The sequence below is a fragment of the Collinsella sp. OM04-5 genome, from assembly GCF_003439125.1.
GTDB lineage: Bacteria > Actinomycetota > Coriobacteriia > Coriobacteriales > Coriobacteriaceae > Collinsella.
In genome coordinates, this window is sequence record NZ_QSUU01000007.1 from 71,367 (window position 1) to 87,321 (window position 15,955).

Here is a 15,955-nt window from a genome sequence, read left to right on the forward strand (position 1 = left end):
TGGATGGGCCCGCGGGCACAGGAGCGATCGCTAGATTACGAAGAGGATCACCGCCATGAACTGGAAGATGCTGCCGGCGAGCACCCACAAGTGGAAAACACTGTGCAGATAGCGCACGTTTTTGGCGATATAGAACGGCACGCCCACGGTATAGCACACGCCGCCGACAGCGAGCAGGGCAAGCGCTACGGGGTTGAGCAGTGCCACAAGCGCGGGCAGCTTAAAGACAACGAGCCAGCCCATCAGCAGGTAGACCAGGCCACTTACCCAGTGCGGTTGACGCTCGCGCAAAAAGCACTCGAGGGCAATCCCGACGATGGCGATGGCCCACACAGCAAAGAACAGCATAGGGCCGCCGTCGTTTGCGAGCGTGATGAGGCAAAACGGCGTATAGCTGCCGGCAATAAGCAGGTAGATGCAGCTGTGGTCGATGATACGAAACACGCGCTTGGCGCGCGCGGGCTGAATCGCGTGATAGAGCGTGGAGGCCAAGTATTCGAGGATGATACTGACGCCATAGACAATCGCCGCGGCCATGTGGGCCGGGCCTCCGCCGCGCAGGGCAGCGAATACGATCAGGAGCACCAGGCCCGCGATACCCAGCAGGCAGCCGACACCATGGGTGACGGAGTTCATGATCTCCTCGCCCACCGTGTAGTGTGGAACGGCCGCGGTCTTGGGTCGCGGCTTAGAACTGTCGCTCGAATCGGACATGCCGGTTACATCCTCCAACGTAAAGAGTTCTCAACACTATATCAAAGCGTCTGGGTGCGTGCGAAATTTGCACCATACGTGACCCTTTGTTTACCCATTCTTTGCCTGTTGACGCATCAACGGTGAACGTCCATAATGCGCTTGCATTAAATGTTGATGTATTAACATCTTATAGGAAAGCTTCTTATGTCTCAAAACGCACGTTCCCATCGAAAGCTCAAGATAGCCGGCATCGTTGCGCTGGTGCTCGTTGTAGCGCTGCTGGGGTTTGCCGGCAACTTCTTGTTCGACTTTGCCCTGAACCCTCGCGCCCCCTACACCATGAAGATGATGCAGGACGGCAAGGACGCCGAAAAGGGTGAACAGATGGATGCCGAGGGAACCGAGGCGCGGGCATGGTTTAAAGAGAACCGCGAGAGCAGCAGCCTCACCGCAGATGACGGAACCGAACTTGCCGCTTGGTATTTTGTCGCCCCAGAGAGCACGCACAATTACGCTATCTGCCTACACGGATACACCGATGAGCCCATCGGTATGGCCCGATACGTCAAGCGATTCCACGACCGCGGCATGAACGTGCTCGCACCTGCCGCCCGCGCCCACGAGCGTTCCGGCGGTGACTACATCGGCATGGGCTGGCCCGAGCGACTCGATGTCGTCGCGTGGATCGGGCGGATCGTTGCGGCCGATCCCAAGGCGCGCATCCTGGTCTTTGGCGAGTCGATGGGTGCAGCGACCGCCATGAATGTAGCGGGGGAATCTCTGCCCGCAAACGTGAAATGCATTATCGAGGACTGCGGCTATACAAGCGTTTGGGACGAGTTTTCCCTGCAGCTCAAGGACGTGTTCGGCCTGCCCAGCTTTCCCTTGCTCGATGTAGCAAACTTAGTGTGCAACGTGCGCGCAGGCTACGACTTTCATAAGGCGAGCAGTGTGAACCAACTCGAACACGCGACGGTTCCCATGCTGTTTATCCACGGCGACCAGGACACCTTTGTGCCGTACGACATGCTCGACCAAAACTACGACGCGTGCGCCAGCAAGGTTAAACAGAAGCTCACTATCCACGGCGCCACCCACGCCAAGAGCGCGCAAGTTGACCCCGAGCTCTACTGGAACACGGTCGACGACTTCCTCGACAAGAATTTTTAAGCAAATAGTACGGTTTACTGGTCTATCTGGCCCCTAGCACTTCCAAAAAGCCGCCCGTGGGCGCTGTGCTCACGGGCGGTTTTTACTAACGTTGCGCTACAAAAGCGCTTGATATGTCCAATAGCTAGGCGCTATTTGACCTCGATGAGCTCGTACTTGCTCGTGCCCAGGCCGATCTTCTCGGCATGCGCGATGCACGCGCGCCAGTCGGTGTCGGGATGCGTGATGCAGAAGGGATCCTTGGCCTGCTCGCCCTCCAGATGCTCGTGATTATGCTCCATCTTGGCCGCGCTGTCGGTAAGCTCGGTGTTAGGCAGCAGCTCGGACGCCAGGACGGCGTCGGCGCAGGCCTGGTCGATGGCGACCGGGTCGAAGCTCGCGAACATGCCGATGTCGTTGACGATGGGCGTGTCATTCTCGGGATGGCAGTCGCAGTTGGGGCTGATGTCCATGGCGAGCGAGATGTGGAAGCTCGGGCGGCCGTCGACGATGGCCTTGGTGTACTCAGCGATCTTGTAGTTGAGTACGTCGGCCGCGGCATCATAGTCGGGCTTGATGCAGTCCTGGTTGCACGCCGCAATGCAGCGTCCGCAGCCCACGCAGCGATCGCGGTCGATGGCAGCCACGTGAACCGTGCGAGTGCTGCCGTTGGCAAGCTCGCGCTCACGCGTACCGTCAAACGTGATGGCGCTGTGCGCGCATATCTTCTCGCAGGCACGGCAGCCAACGCAGTTGGTGGTATCGACGCTCGGCTTGCCAGCGGCGTGCTGCTCCATCTTGCCGGCACGGCTACCGCCGCCCATACCCAGGTTCTTCATGGCACCGCCAAAGCCGGCCTGCTCATGGCCCTTAAAGTGGGTGAGGCTAATCACGATGTCGGCATCCATGAGTGCCTGGCCGATCTTTGCCTCGCGCACGTACTCGCCGCCCTCGACCGGGACGAGCGCCTCGTCGGTGCCCTTGAGGCCGTCGGCGATGATGATCTGGCAGCCCGTGGCGTACGGGGTAAAGCCGTTCTGGTAGGCGGTGTCGATGTGCTCGAGCGCATTTTTGCGGCTACCCACATAGAGCGTGTTGCAGTCGGTGAGGAAGGGCTTGCCGCCCAGCTCCTTCACGACATCCGCGACGGCGCGGGCGTAGTTGGGGCGCAAAAAGCTCAGGTTGCCCAGCTCGCCAAAGTGAATCTTAATGGCGACGAACTTGTTCTCAAAGTCGATCTGCTCAATACCGGCGCGACGGATGAGGCGCTTGAGCTTGTCGAGTTGGCTCTCGCGAGCATGCGTGCGCAGGTTGGTGAAGTACACCTTTGCCGGTGCTGCGGGTGCGGTTGCGGTCATAGATCTATCCCCTCGGTCTATATGGCGTTACAGACATAGAGGATGGTACCCGTTAAAGCGGGGTCGAAGTCAAGCACAACACCGAGTCGTTAGGCACTCATTGGGGACAGACTTAAATGAGTGCTTGCCGCCCGGCCAGCGAGCCGGCGATCCGGCAAAGACTGTCCCCAACGACTAGTCGTTTAAGAACGTCCCCAATGACTACTCCTGCACCTTGAGGGCTTCGGCCAGGCTGACGCGCTTGATAGAGCGCGTGTGCAGCAGCGCCACGACCAGGTAGGTCGCAAAGCCGATGCCGATGCATGCAGCCATGGACCAAGCGGGCACGTAGATCTCGATATTGCCGTTGTAGGCGAGCAGCATCGAGCGGAAGATGGCCGTGAGCGAGCCAATAATGACCGGCAGGCTCAGCACGAGCGACGCCGCCACGCACAGCGTGATCGAGCGGATGTACAGATGCGAAATCTCGCTATCGCGATAGCCAAAGACTTTCATGTAGCTGATCGAACGGGCGCTGTGGTCGATCACCGCCTTGGTCAGCAGGTACATAAACAGCAGGAAGATAAACACCGCGAGCCCGACCATCATGCCGATCATTTTGCTCATCATGCCGATGAACTGGTCACCCACGGCGCGCATGTCGTCGGGCGTGGTGTCACCGGCAAAGTAACGAGCATCGAGGTCGAGCTTCTCGTCGCTCACATAGCCGTTAAAGTAGGCGGCGTCGTTGCCGAACAGCTCGTTAAAGTCATCGATGCTCATATAGATATTCATGTCCGACTTTGAACCCCAGATGCAGTCCTTACCCGCGTACTCAAGAGAATAATCCCGAGCCTCGTACTTGTCGCGAAGCTCGACCTTCTGGCCCTCGCTCCAGCCAAACTTATCGAGCAGACCGCCGCCAAAGACGACGCGCCCGTCGCCGACGTTGAGGTCTTTCCAATAGCGCGAATGAGATGAAATGCCGTAGACAGAGATGGCCTCTGTGCCGTTTCCCTCGCCGCGGTCGTATTGCAGCTGGTAAACGGCATATTTCTCGGCCTGCGCGATTGCGCCCGCGCCGTTGTCGGTCGTGTTGATCGGGTGAATGTCGTCGTTGTCGGTGTCGATCTTAGAGGCCTTGTCGATCAGGTCGATGGCCTCATCGCGGTCGCAGCCGAGGGCATCGGCAAGGTCATCGAGGCGCGCATAAAGCGCATCTTTCTTGTCCTGGACCTTGGCGAGCGCGTCCTGCGCCGCGGCCAGGCTCTCGGCAGACGGAGATGCGGTCGCGGCATCGGCTGCCGTCTGCGCCGCATCGGCCGCGTCGTCAAGCTCGTCATCGGCATCCTGGGCGGCGGAGAGCAGCGCGCCGTCAATCGACTGCAAGCGCTCGAGCGCCGCCCACTGCCCGCGCTCCTCGGCAGTACCCTCAAGCTCTAGCGGAGCCTTGAGCGTGTACTGGTGCTCGGCGACCAGGCTTGTCTCCAGGTTGTCCGCATAGTGCGTCATCGTGGGCAGGATCGCCAGGCCAAAGAGCAGCAGCAGCGAGGCAAACGCAATGCCCACGAAGAGCGTGGCGAAGTTGCCCAGGTTGCGCAGGAAGATGCGCAGGCGAAAGCGCGAGACAAAGCCCATGCGCTCCGGCAGCTGCAGGCCGCGCTTGGTGCCCGATTTGCCGCTCGCCTCGTGACGAAGGAACTGCAACGGCGTCTTGCCCATCTTGCGAAGCAGGCCCACCAGCGTGATGAGGATGAGCGCGGCAGCGGGAACCACGGCGCACTTCACAAAAATCTCCCAGCTCCAGTACACCTGGAAGGGAGGCAGGCTGTACGAACCGTAATAGAGGCCGCGCATGGGCTCGGTAAAGAACGCGACGCCGAGCGCGGTGCCCAAAAGCGCCGCGACCACGCCCACGATGGCGGGAAGTGCCAGGTAGTGCAGCACGATCTCGCGGCGGCGATAGCCGCTGGCGAGCAGCGTGCCAATGATGGCGCTCTCCTCCTCGATGGTGGCGTCGGTAAGGACCACAAAGACGAACGCCATGATCACGATGATAATGTTGAGCAGCGTCATCCACATCATGGAGTCGCCGTCTACGTCGTCGCGCGCGTAGCCAATACCCTGGTTGGAATCGGCGTCGATCAGATCGTCCACGCGCGCATCGGCATCGGTCAGCGCCTCGACCATATCCTGCTCCGCATCGATGCGATTCGCGGTGGGGAGGTCGCGGTCGTTAAAGGTAAAGGAGTACGTGTAGGCAGGCGCGCCGCCGGCATCCTCGAGCGCGGCAAAGCCGGCGTCGGTGACCTCGGCCACACCATAGGTGATGGTGTTCACCGTAAAGTCCGAATTGTTGAGGAACAGCGCCTGGCTATCGGGCTGGGTCATGATGCCGCAGATGGTGTAGGTGCGGCCCTCAAGCTCAACCTTATCGCCCACGACAAGGTCGTTGTTGGTGGCAAAAACGCGGTCGATAGCCACCTCATCGTCCGTCTTGGGCTGCTTGCCTTCGCAGTAGGACGCGATATCGACCTTGGTGCGGTGCGCATAGGTGCGCAACGTGCGCTTGGTGCCGTCGTCGCCGGCGGTCTTTTTGATGATGGCGTCGATGGAGAAATTCTTGTAGAGCGTGACGCCGCCGACGTCGTCGGCTGCATCCTCGGCTGCCTTGAGCTGGTCGTCGGTAGCCTCGAAGGAGGTAGTCACGCGGCCGTCCTCAATCGTGTACGCATCGCGCATGTCGTCGATAAGGCAACCGATGGAATGCGCCGCGAGCAAAAAGCCCGAGGTGAGAGCGATGCTCCCGCACATAAGCAAAAAGATGCCCAGGTACTTGCCGATATTGCGGCGCAGCTCGCGCGGGAGTCGCTTTGCGAGAGGTGTCATGGCATCGCCTACCAATCGAGCTCGGCGGCCGCAACGGGCGACTCGTTGAGCTCATCCTCGACGATGCGGCCGTCGCGCAGGCGCAGCACGCGGTTGGCCATGCGGGCGATGGCGGCGTTGTGGGTGACGATGATGATGGTGCAGCCGTAGGTGCGGTTAACATCCTCCATGAGCTGCAAGATTTCCTTGGATGTCTTGTAGTCGAGCGCGCCGGTGGGCTCGTCGCACAGCAGCAAGCCCGGGTTTTTGACGAGTGCGCGGCCGATGGCGCAACGCTGCTGTTGGCCGCCCGAGACCTGGCGCGGGAACTTGTTGCGGTGCTCGTAGAGGCCCAGCGAACGCAGCAGGTCGTCGACATTGAGCGGGTTTTTGGACAGGTGCGCCGTGACCTCGATGTTTTCCTTGATGGTAAGGTCGGGCACCAGGTTGTAGAACTGGAAGACAAAACCCAGCTCGCGACGTCGGTACTCGCCCAGATCGGCGGGCTTGAGCACCGTAAGGTCGCAGCCGTCCACCATGATGGAACCACCGTCGGCATCCTCCAGGCCGCCGATCAGGTTGAGAAAGGTCGACTTGCCCGAGCCCGAGGGCCCCAGCATGACGCAGATCTCGCCGCGGTTGATGGACGTGTCGATGCCATCGAGTACCGTCAGGCGCGCATCACCGTCGCCGTAGTGTTTCCTGAGCCCGCTGACCTGGACATAGGCTTGCTTTGTCGCCATGCTATCCCCCGTTGTTAGCCTTCAGCTACTTTTCTAGGCTAATAGTAAACCCAGGTGAACTATTTTTAAGCGACAGGCGCGATTTTTTCCAAACCAGTCATTGGGTACTCATTGGGGACAGACTTAAATGACTGAAACCACTCATTTAAGTCTGTCCCCAATGAGTGGTCGTCGTTTAAGAACGTCCCCAATGACTAGGTGAAAAGGAGTGTCCCCATCTGCCGGCAGAAAAGGAACGTCCCCAAGTGACGGGTTCCCAAGTGACGGGTTGTGGTTAGGCGCGGGATTTGTTGTAGGCGAGGGCTAGGCCTACGGCGGCGATGGCCGCGGCAAAGAGCACCGTGACGCCCAGGTCGCAGGCGATGTCGCCCAACACAGCAGACGTCAGGTCCGAGGCAAGCGCCTTGCCGATCGCATCGTTCACCCAATACGTCGGCACAAAGTGCGCCGCCGTCTGCACGGCCGGACCCATCAGCGACAATGGCATCCAGGCGCCGCCCAAAAACGTCATGAGCAAGCCGAGCAAGTTGCCCACACCGTTGAGCAACTCCTCGCGAGCGCCCAGGCTCGACAGCGTAAAGCCAACGGCCAGCGGCGTGCACGCCAGGGCAAACGTTGCCGCCAGCGCCAGGCACACGCGACCCACGCCGACCTCGGCAACCGCGCTGGCAAAGCCCACGACGCCCATCATGCTCGATACGAGCCAGATGCAGACGGTGAGCACGGCGGCGGCCGCGAACACAGCGAGCGAACGCTGGCGCTCAGAGACCGGGCTGGCATCCATGCGGCGCACGCGCTCGGGCTCGTTCATGCCCGAAAACACCAGTCCCACCGACACGATGACCGACGAGATGATCGCGTACGCGCCAAAGTTGAAGTACGACTCGAGCGTGATAGCAGCAGTCGAGTCGACCTTGACCTGCTCGATCTGGACCTCCGCGCGCTTTGCGGCCGCGTGCTCGGCGGCCCTTGCGACGTCACCGTTGGAGGCAGCGGGTTCAAGCGCCGCCGCAGCGCCCGCGAGCGAGATCCAGCGCGAGGCCTCGGCGGACGAAAGCGCCGCCGCCATGGTGCCGGAACCGTAGGTCACATCGAGCTTGGGCAAGCCCTCCCCCGCACGAGCGGCCGCAACAAGATCGTCCTCAAACCCCTCCGGGATAAAGAACACGCAGTCGGCGCTGCCTTTGGCGCTGTTGCTCTTGGAGAGCGCGTCAGCAAGGTCGTATGTGTCTTCGCCGACGCCCGTGACCAGGTCAAAGCGTGAGCCCAGGTGCTTGGTAAGCGCCCGCGAAAGGTCGCTATCGTCGCGGTCGACCACGATCACGTTGGTGTCGTAGGGCTTGTACTCGGTAAGCCGCGACGAGTTCCAGCTCACCGAAGCCGCGATGAATACGCCCATGAGCGAGATGAACACCGTATAGATGAGCAGGTAGAACGGGTGCGCCAGCGCCATGCGAAGCGCGGTCTTAAAGGTGCTCATAGCGGCTCCTTCCAAAGATCAGCGTAGCGGCGGCGACAAACACCAGGGCCATCAGGACGAGCGCGCCGGCGCGAACAGCGAAGGGCCCCAGGTCCTCAAAGAAATACAGGCGATTGAACATGTCGCAGATGAGCTTGACGGGGTTGAGCCAGCACTCGACCGGACAAGCGCGGGCGACGTCGTCGGCAAGCGCCATCGCCGGCTCGCCGTAGAGGCCGGCGAACAGGGCGCACGTGGTGGCAAAGCCCGTGAGGATGCCCGACTTGGATGCCTTGCCGCCCTTAACGGGAAGCGTGCCCACAAAAAGCCCCAGGCCCGTGGCGGCAAGCGCGGATGCAGCCCCGCCCAGCAGGCACAACCCCTCGCGCCCGCCAAAGTCGACGCCCACGACCAGGCGCACGTAGCCGATCGCAACCGCCATCGATGCAAAGGAAACCAGCCACGAGCCGACAAAAATGCCGGCCAGCGACGCCGTCTTGGAAAGACCGCCCACGCAGCGGCGCGCGCCGAGGCCGGACAGATTGGGCTGCAAATCGACGACGCTCAAGGCGGCAAACTCGGCAGACATCATCGCGACCAGGCCAAAAAGCGCGTAATAGTAGATGACCGTGCCATCGGGCGTGGCACGAGTCAGGCTCACGCGGCGGGTTCCGCCCTCGAGCGACAGGGCGCGCGCAACCGCCGCCGGATCGGCGAGCGCCGCCGGGTTGTCCTGGGCAATCTGGGACATGAGCTCGGCATTTTGCGTATACGAGCTTGCCACCGTTTCAAGGATGCTGCGGTCGGTAAGCACCGACGAGGCGCGCGAGCTGTCGTAACTCGATAGCAGCGTGAGCCTGGGCGTGCCCGCGGCATCAACCGTATAGATGCCCGCGACCTCGCCGGCCTTGAGCGCTTTGCGCGCGGCAGCCAAGTCTTCGTACTCGCTCACATCGAGCAGCTGGTCGTCGCCTGCCTTGGCAAGCGAAGCTGCCACATCCTTAAAGGTCGAGGCATCCCAGGCCTCGTCCGCCACGACGGCAACCGGCACCGGGTCGACCGTGCCGTCGGAGCTGAGGTTCGCAAACATAAACATGAACATCGTGGAAAGCGCGATAGGAAAGAGAGCGCCCCAGACCCACGTGCTCGGCCGGCGCAGCAGCGTCTTGACCGTGGTGATGATGGTGTTGAACATGGCCGCCCCCTAGTCGCGCAGCTCGCGGCCGGTGATCTCGAGGAACACGTCGTTGAGGGTCGGCGGTTCGGAATAGATGCGGCCGAGCGGCACGTCATGCGAGCGCAGCGCATCGAGAATGTCCGTCAGGTTGTGCGGGCTCGCTTCGCACGAAAACGTGAGCTGTCCCGCCGTTGCCGAAAGGTCCAGAACGTGCGGCAGGCTTGCGACGGCACCGAGCGCCGCACTCGGAACCTCGCCGACCTCGATTACAATCTTCTCGCCCATCTGAATCATGCGCTTGAGCTCGTCGTTAGTGCCCTGCGCCAGCACGCGGCCGCCGTCCATGATCATAATGCGGCTGCAGATCTGCTCGACTTCCTCCATGTAATGGCTGGTATACACCACCGTGGCGCCCTCGTCGCGCAGGCGGCAGATGCCCTCCAGGATGGCGTTGCGGCTTTGCGGGTCGACCGCCACCGTGGGTTCGTCAAAAAAGATGAGCTCGGGCTTGTGCGCGATGCCGCAGGCAATGTTGAGACGACGCGTCAGGCCGCCCGAGAGCTTGCCGGGGCGGAACTTGGTAAAGTCGCCCAGGCCGACAAAGTCGATCGCCTCGTCCACCAGCGCGCGGCGGCGCTTGCGGTCGTTGACGTAGAGACTGCAGAAATAGTCGATGTTCTCGCGCACGGTGAGCTCGTCGAACACCGCCACCTGCTGCGGCACCACACCGATGCGGCGCTTGAGGTCGTAGCGGGCGGGCGTCATGCGCTCGCCGAACAGCTCGATGGTGCCCTTGTCGTAGGCGAGCAGCTGCAGGATGCAGTTGATGGACGTGGTCTTGCCCGAGCCGTTGGGGCCCAGCAGGCCAAAAATCTCGCCGGGGGCGATGTTCAGGTTAAAGTGGTCGAGCGCAATAAGATCGTCGTAGCGCTTGACGAGGTTTTCGACGTGGACGATGTCTGTCATGAGGCGGCCCTTCTGTTGGTCGTGGCCCGGTACGATTGCATCATCGCAGGAGCGGGCGGCGCGCACCAGTGAGCTTTGTCACGAGTGCGGAGGTCTTGGTCGTACGGCCTGCCGACGCCCCCGCTTTGCCGCGCGGGAGAAATGTCACGGTTGCGCAGGCGGCCCCTCCACCACGCACGGCATCGCGTACAATACCCGTATGAACAGGCTTTTCGACAAATCGATTGTGCTGGCGTGCTGCATCGCAGCCGCCACAGGCCTTGCTGTGGACGCTCGCTTAGTCGCGGCGTTTTGCCTGGGCGTTATTGCCACCTCACTGGCCGAGGTCGCACAGGGAAATCGCGCCCGCCGTGCGAGCGAGGCCGTGAGCTACGCTTACATCATCGCGGCTGTCTTCGTGCCGCCGTTTATGCCGTTTGCGCCTCTCGCCCTCTATGACATCGCGCGGCGCGTGCGCCGTGAGCACGCCTGGATCGCGCTGGGCATTGGCGTCGTCTTTGTCTTTGCGCTCGTCGCGGACCTTCGCACCGACGCGCTCACCGCCCGAACGCTCCTGCTGACCGCCATCCTTTCGGTTGCCGCCACCTTGCTATCGCTACGTACCGCCCAGTTAGAGCGCGAGCAGCAGCGCATGCGCCGTACCCGAGACGAGCTGCAGGAACGAGCCCTCGCGCTCGAGGCGCGCAACCGCGACCTTGCCGACCGCCAGGACTACGAAGTCGAGCTCGCGACGCTCGCCGAACGCGCCCGCATCGCGCGCGAGATCCACGATAATGTCGGGCACCAGCTCACGCGTGCCTCGCTGCAGACCGAGGCCCTGCGCGTCGTGCACGCCGACGAGCCCGGCGTCGCCGCCGATTTCGCCGACGTCAAACGCACGGTTGACGAGGCGCTCCAGCTCGTACGTGCCAGCGTCCATGCGCTCAACGACAACGCCGTCGACCTTTCCGTGCAGCTCGAACGCATTGTTGAAGGCGTGCGCTCGGACGGCGGCCCGCAGATTGAGCTTGAAGTTATGGCCGAGCATGCGCCCGCAAATGTCGCCAACTGCTTTGCGGCGGTCCTGCGCGAAGCGCTCTCCAACACCATGCGCCACGCTTGCGCCCATGCTGTCACCATACGGTGCATGGAGCATCCGTCGTTTTACCAGCTCATCGTTACCGACGATGGCGTGGGCGGGGTTCAAGCAAGCGGCCGCGGCGCCGCGGAGGGCATGGGGCTCGCCTCCATGCGCGAGCGCATCGAGGCGCTTGGCGGCACCTTCACCGCCGGCCCGCTTGCCGGCGCCGGCGGCTGGCGCGTGTTTGCCACCGTTCCCAAACAGCAAGGAGATGAGGACCGATGAGGCTCATTGTTGTCGACGACGACCGCTTGGTGGTCGATTCGCTCAAGATTATCCTGGGCGCCCAGCCGCAGATCGAGGTGGTGGGCACCGGCGCCAATGGCGACGACGCGGTCGCGCTCTACGCCGAGCACGCGCCCGACATCGCGCTGCTCGACATCCAGATGCCGGGACGTGACGGACTTTCGGCGGCACGCAAAATCCTTGAGCGCGACCCTGCGGCGCGCGTGGTGTTTCTGACGACATTCTCGGATGACGAGTACATTGTGTCGGCGCTCAAACTGGGCGCCCGCGGCTACCTGATTAAAACCGATGTCGCCGCCATTCCTCCGGCGTTGGCGCAGGTCATGAGCGGCAAACGCGTGCTCGAGGGTAAGGCGATCGAAGATGTTGACTTTGACGGGATGGGCAACAAGACGGGCGCGCCCCACCGGCCCGCGGCCTTTGCCGGTCTGACCGACCGCGAGTTCGAAGTCGCCGAGCTCATCGCCCGCGGTCTCGATAACAAGGAAATCGCCGCCACCGCCTATATGGGCGAAGGCACGGTGCGCAACCACATCAGCTCGATCCTTGCAAAGATGGGCCTGCGCAACCGCACGCAGATCGCCATCGCCTACCTGCGAGGGTAATTACCCAACGGTCAACCGCCCCGGCACAGCAAAATGGCTGTAACCGATTTAATGCCATTTCAAAACTATGCCGGATTACTACGATGAATCGCCCGCCTTCGACCACGGCAAATTGCACGCTTCCAAAACCGCAGGTAGAACGCTTGCGATATTTAGAAAAATGCAGTCATGGTCGGGAATGTCGAGTTCATCGTAGTAAACCGGCATAGTTTTGTTCGGGCGGCCCTGCGCGAGTGCCTCCGCAAGCCTTGCGAGACCAAAATGATCTGCTTTCTTCCGCCCGCGGAGATCGGCTGACGGCGCCCGCCACGAAGTGGGCCCATCTACTACGTTTGACCCGATACCCCTGACCATAGCCGCGTTTCATGAAAAATCGCAGGCGTTCTACCTGCGGTTTTCATTTCACATTACTTGCCGTGGTCGAGGGCTGCCGCCTAAACATAGTAGATGGGCCCATTTCGTGGCAGACGGGTCACGCGGCAGCCCTCGCAAGGCAAAAATGATCCGTTTCCCTCTGTCCACGGGAGATCAAAGGCTGTTACTGATATGGTGCCATTTCAAAACTATGCCGGTTTACGGGGCTAAAGTCGGAGCCCTCATCCATACCCCCTATTTTTGAAAAACAGCAAGCAGTCTACCTGCGGTTTTATTATCTTGGTTTTCGATATGGTCGGAGGTTCGCTATCCAGCCCCGTAATCCGGCATAGTTTTGTTCGCGACGGCCCAACCGCGCGTTTAAGCGCGGGGCCGGCGGGGCATTTTTGCCCCGCCGGCCCCTATTCCAGTTCTACTCCTGCGCTACTCCGGCTTAGTTTCTACCGTGGGAGTCTTGTCCGCCGCAACTGGAGTGCGGGCGGTGTCCATGCTCAGGCAGTGTTTAGGGCAGCTTTCGATGCACTCGCCGCACACCACGCAAGCATACGGGTCGATCGACCACGTTCCGCCCTTGCGATCGACCGCGAGCGCGCCCGCCGGGCAACGCCGCGCGCACATGCCGCAGCAGATGCACACGTCCATGTCATTGACGATATGCCCGCGCAAGCGCTCGGGCGCCGTCAGCTTCTCCTGCGGATAGCACACCGTGACCGGCTGCTTGACCATAGAACCCAAGGCCATCTTGGCAAATGTCAGCAAACTCATGCCGCGCCTACCTTTCCGTGCAGCTAATGCAGGGGTCGATGGTCAGGATAATCATGGGCACGTTGGCAATGAGCACGCCCTGCAGCGCATGCGTCAGACCCGCCAGGTTTTGCGACGTCGGCGTGCGCACGCGGAAACGGTCCAGGTTCTTGGTGCCGTTGCCGCGCACATAGTAATACGCCTCGCCGCGCGGCTGCTCAATCACAACCTCGCCGCGCGCGCCGTCGGCCGGCGTGAGCTTGGTACGCCCACCGATACCGTCGTGCGGAATCTTGCCCACAAGCTCCTTGATGATGTCCATAGCCTGCGTGACCTCGGCGCAACGCACCTGGCAGCGGGCATAGCAGTCGCCATCGGTAGCGACAATTGGCTCAAACGCAGCCAGATCCGCATAGGCGCCGTCGCCAAACATGCGCACGTCATAGTCCACGCCCGAGGCGCGCCCGAACGGGCCGACCATCGACAGATCCAGCGCGTCCTTCTTGCTGATCACGCCCACGCCATGCAGGCGCTCGCCACAGCTGGCGTCGTCCAAAAACGTATGCACCAGGGCCTCGTAGTCGGGACGCATGGCATCGAGCGTCTGGACAATGCCCGCCAGCTCGGAGTCCTCAATGTCGTGCTTTAGGCCGCCGATCTCGTTAATCGACAGAATCACGCGCCCGCCGCACGTGCTCTCGAAGATCTTGAGAATCTGCTCGCGCAGGGTCCACGAACGATAGAACAGCGCCTCGAAGCCAAAGGCATCGGCAAGCAGGCCCAGCCACAGCAGGTGCGAGTGAATACGCGAGAGCTCGTGCAGAATGGTGCGGATATACTGCACACGGCCGGGCACCTCGATGTCGAGCATGCGCTCGCAGGCGCTGGCATAGCCATAGCTATGGCCCACGGCGCAGATGCCGCAGATGCGCTCGGCGATGTAGCCAAACTGGTGCATGTCGCGCTTTTCGGTGAGCTTCTCGAGTCCGCGGTGCACAAAGCCGATCTGCGGAATTGCCTCGAGAACGCGGTCGTCATCGATCACCAGGTCCAGATGAAGCGGCTCGGGCAGCACCGGGTGCTGCGGGCCAAACGGAATAACGGAGCGATGTGCCATGGACCTTACGCCTCCTTTTTCTGCTTGTCGCGGACGACCTTGGCGGCAAGCGCCGCGCGGACCTTGGCCGCTTTCTCGGGATCCATGGCGGCGAGCTTTGCCTCCATCTCGGCGGCTTTAAGTGCGGCCTTGGCCGCGGCCTCGTCATGCTGAGCATCGGAGCCGGCAGCCGCAGCGGGCCGAGCGACGGCGGCGCCCGCGGCATCACCAGCGCCCGCGGCGCCCTCCCCTGCAGCAGCCGCAGCAGCGGCGGCCTTCTCGGCCGCGGCCTTGCGCGCCTTGGCCTCGGCAGCGGCACGGACCTTCATGGCTTTCTCTCGCGCAGCCTTCACCTCGGGCGTGATAACGCTCATGGGCTCGGCAGTCGAGACCTGGTAGAAAAAGCCCTTAAAGTCGATCTGCATATCGGTGATGGCAAGACCGAATAGGTCATGCGCTTCGTTTTCAAACGGGAATACCGCCGGATAGTACGAGCTGATGGACGGAATCTCCTGGTACCGATCAATTCCCTCAACCACCAGGTTCTCGATCGCATAGCTGCCGTCCTGCGCAATATGCTCCTGAGCAGCACGAACGTTGATAAACGTATAGACCAGGCGATACGATCCGTCGTCCACACAGCGCTCGGCGTGCATCTGCACAAAGCGGGCACCGGCGCCCTTGAGCGCCTGGACATGCGACAGAAGCTCGTCGAGCCCAACGGTGGTATAGATAGCCTTTTGCATTACTCGGCCTCCTTTGCAGCGACGGGCGTCTCAGCAGGTGCGTCGCCAGCAGCGGGTGCGGCGGGCTTCCCGGCAGGCGCGTCACCGGCACCGTCAGTCCCGGCCCCCGCAGCCACAAACCCGTCCTCGCCCAGCTCAACGCCACCGTCCCAGGTAGCGGCACCGCCCACGGTAAGCGGATCGCCGCCGGCGCGCATCACGGACTCCTTCTGGTCCAGGATGCCGCACGCCTCCACGATGGCATCGATCACGGTCTCGGGGCGAATGGCGCATCCGGGCGCGTACACGTCCACGGGAATCGCGCGGTCCACGCCGCCGATCACGTTGTAGGCATCGCGGAACACGCCGCCCGAGCACGCGCAGATGCCGCAGGCCACCACGCACTTGGGCTCGAGCATCTGGTTGTAAATCTGGCGCACGACAGGCAAGTTCTGAGCGTTGACCGAGCCCGTCACCAAAAAGATGTCCGCATGCTTGGGGTTGCCGGTATTGACCACGCCAAAGCGCTCCGCATCGAACAGCGGCGTGAGCGAGGCCAGCACCTCGATATCGCATCCGTTGCAGCTCGAGCCGTCGTAATGAATAACCCACGGCGAGCGCGACATTTTATGATCCATGGATGCCGCCT

14 protein-coding genes are annotated in these 15,955 nt (G+C 61.9%); 3 read left to right on the forward strand and 11 right to left on the reverse strand.

Going from position 1 to position 15,955, the window contains the following annotated elements:
- Nucleotides 1-30 precede the first annotated feature (30 nt).
- Nucleotides 31-714, reverse strand: coding sequence for a hemolysin III family protein (locus tag DXB53_RS05615; protein ID WP_199409686.1), 684 nt, complete (start codon nt 712-714; stop codon nt 31-33).
- A gap of 186 nt (nt 715-900) precedes the next feature.
- On the opposite strand from DXB53_RS05615, the gene DXB53_RS05620 reads away from it, so the two are divergent.
- A complete protein-coding gene (locus DXB53_RS05620; protein WP_117583670.1) occupies nt 901-1,866 on the forward strand; it encodes an alpha/beta hydrolase in 966 nt (321 codons plus the stop codon).
- 131 nt (nt 1,867-1,997) lie between these two features.
- Here the strand turns inward: DXB53_RS05620 and DXB53_RS05625 are convergent, their stop codons facing one another.
- The 6 genes from DXB53_RS05625 to DXB53_RS05650 all read right to left on the reverse strand — a co-directional run bounded on the left by DXB53_RS05625 (nt 1,998) and on the right by DXB53_RS05650 (nt 10,395).
- Nucleotides 1,998-3,203, reverse strand: coding sequence for a DUF362 domain-containing protein (locus DXB53_RS05625; RefSeq protein ID WP_117583671.1), 1,206 nt, complete (start codon nt 3,201-3,203; stop codon nt 1,998-2,000).
- A gap of 201 nt (nt 3,204-3,404) precedes the next feature.
- Nucleotides 3,405-6,071, reverse strand: a complete 2,667-nt coding sequence (locus DXB53_RS05630; protein ID WP_117583672.1) for an ABC transporter permease — start codon at nt 6,069-6,071, stop codon at nt 3,405-3,407.
- An 8-nt stretch (nt 6,072-6,079) separates the two neighbouring features.
- Nucleotides 6,080-6,793, reverse strand: coding sequence for an ABC transporter ATP-binding protein (locus DXB53_RS05635; RefSeq protein WP_117583673.1), 714 nt, complete (start codon nt 6,791-6,793; stop codon nt 6,080-6,082).
- A gap of 274 nt (nt 6,794-7,067) precedes the next feature.
- Nucleotides 7,068-8,273, reverse strand: a complete 1,206-nt coding sequence (locus tag DXB53_RS05640) for an ABC transporter permease (RefSeq protein ID WP_117583674.1) — start codon at nt 8,271-8,273, stop codon at nt 7,068-7,070.
- Nucleotides 8,260-9,447, reverse strand: a complete 1,188-nt coding sequence (locus DXB53_RS05645; protein ID WP_117583675.1) for an ABC transporter permease — start codon at nt 9,445-9,447, stop codon at nt 8,260-8,262. The genes DXB53_RS05640 and DXB53_RS05645 overlap by 14 nt, the downstream gene beginning before the upstream one ends.
- Nucleotides 9,448-9,456: 9 nt before the next feature.
- On the reverse strand, nt 9,457-10,395 hold the full coding sequence (locus DXB53_RS05650; protein WP_117583676.1) for an ABC transporter ATP-binding protein: 939 nt from the start codon (nt 10,393-10,395) through the stop codon (nt 9,457-9,459).
- A 199-nt stretch (nt 10,396-10,594) separates the two neighbouring features.
- Here DXB53_RS05650 and DXB53_RS05655 point away from each other — a divergent pair, with 199 nt between their 5' ends.
- Together DXB53_RS05655 and DXB53_RS05660 are read left to right on the forward strand one after the other, a co-directional pair.
- A complete protein-coding gene (locus tag DXB53_RS05655; protein ID WP_158556499.1) occupies nt 10,595-11,740 on the forward strand; it encodes a sensor histidine kinase in 1,146 nt (381 codons plus the stop codon).
- Nucleotides 11,737-12,366, forward strand: coding sequence for a response regulator transcription factor (locus DXB53_RS05660; protein WP_117583678.1), 630 nt, complete (start codon nt 11,737-11,739; stop codon nt 12,364-12,366). Before DXB53_RS05655 ends, DXB53_RS05660 begins: the two co-directional genes overlap by 4 nt.
- A gap of 798 nt (nt 12,367-13,164) precedes the next feature.
- Here the strand turns inward: DXB53_RS05660 and DXB53_RS05665 are convergent.
- Genes DXB53_RS05665 through DXB53_RS05680 form a run of 4 tightly spaced genes read right to left on the reverse strand, consistent with a single transcriptional unit; the run spans nt 13,165 to nt 15,944 of the window.
- The gene (locus tag DXB53_RS05665) at nt 13,165-13,506 is read right to left on the reverse strand and encodes a 4Fe-4S dicluster domain-containing protein (protein WP_117583679.1); all 342 of its coding nucleotides are present in this window, start codon (nt 13,504-13,506) and stop codon (nt 13,165-13,167) included.
- A 7-nt stretch (nt 13,507-13,513) separates the two neighbouring features.
- The gene (locus tag DXB53_RS05670) at nt 13,514-14,602 is read right to left on the reverse strand and encodes a nickel-dependent hydrogenase large subunit (RefSeq protein WP_117583680.1); all 1,089 of its coding nucleotides are present in this window, start codon (nt 14,600-14,602) and stop codon (nt 13,514-13,516) included.
- A 5-nt stretch (nt 14,603-14,607) separates the two neighbouring features.
- Nucleotides 14,608-15,327, reverse strand: coding sequence for an NADH-quinone oxidoreductase subunit C (locus tag DXB53_RS05675; protein ID WP_117583681.1), 720 nt, complete (start codon nt 15,325-15,327; stop codon nt 14,608-14,610).
- Nucleotides 15,327-15,944 (reverse strand): NADH-quinone oxidoreductase subunit B family protein, encoded by a 618-nt coding sequence (locus DXB53_RS05680; protein ID WP_117583682.1) that lies wholly within the window; start codon nt 15,942-15,944, stop codon nt 15,327-15,329. The genes DXB53_RS05675 and DXB53_RS05680 overlap by 1 nt, the downstream gene beginning before the upstream one ends.
- Between the last annotated feature and the right edge of the window lie 11 nt (nt 15,945-15,955).

Excerpts from the sequence above, each read along its gene's own strand:
- DXB53_RS05615 (WP_199409686.1), bottom strand. The coding sequence starts at position 714 with ATGTCCGATTCGAGCGACAGTTCTAAGCCGCGACCCAAGACCGCGGCC.
- DXB53_RS05620 (WP_117583670.1), top strand. The coding sequence starts at position 901 with ATGTCTCAAAACGCACGTTCCCATCGAAAGCTCAAGATAGCCGGCATC.
- DXB53_RS05625 (WP_117583671.1), bottom strand. The coding sequence starts at position 3,203 with ATGACCGCAACCGCACCCGCAGCACCGGCAAAGGTGTACTTCACCAAC.
- DXB53_RS05630 (WP_117583672.1), bottom strand. The coding sequence starts at position 6,071 with ATGACACCTCTCGCAAAGCGACTCCCGCGCGAGCTGCGCCGCAATATC.
- DXB53_RS05635 (WP_117583673.1), bottom strand. The coding sequence starts at position 6,793 with ATGGCGACAAAGCAAGCCTATGTCCAGGTCAGCGGGCTCAGGAAACAC.
- DXB53_RS05640 (WP_117583674.1), bottom strand. The coding sequence starts at position 8,273 with ATGAGCACCTTTAAGACCGCGCTTCGCATGGCGCTGGCGCACCCGTTC.
- DXB53_RS05645 (WP_117583675.1), bottom strand. The coding sequence starts at position 9,447 with ATGTTCAACACCATCATCACCACGGTCAAGACGCTGCTGCGCCGGCCG.
- DXB53_RS05650 (WP_117583676.1), bottom strand. The coding sequence starts at position 10,395 with ATGACAGACATCGTCCACGTCGAAAACCTCGTCAAGCGCTACGACGAT.
- DXB53_RS05655 (WP_158556499.1), top strand. The coding sequence starts at position 10,595 with ATGAACAGGCTTTTCGACAAATCGATTGTGCTGGCGTGCTGCATCGCA.
- DXB53_RS05660 (WP_117583678.1), top strand. The coding sequence starts at position 11,737 with ATGAGGCTCATTGTTGTCGACGACGACCGCTTGGTGGTCGATTCGCTC.
- DXB53_RS05665 (WP_117583679.1), bottom strand. The coding sequence starts at position 13,506 with ATGAGTTTGCTGACATTTGCCAAGATGGCCTTGGGTTCTATGGTCAAG.
- DXB53_RS05670 (WP_117583680.1), bottom strand. The coding sequence starts at position 14,602 with ATGGCACATCGCTCCGTTATTCCGTTTGGCCCGCAGCACCCGGTGCTG.
- DXB53_RS05675 (WP_117583681.1), bottom strand. The coding sequence starts at position 15,327 with ATGCAAAAGGCTATCTATACCACCGTTGGGCTCGACGAGCTTCTGTCG.
- DXB53_RS05680 (WP_117583682.1), bottom strand. The coding sequence starts at position 15,944 with ATGGATCATAAAATGTCGCGCTCGCCGTGGGTTATTCATTACGACGGC.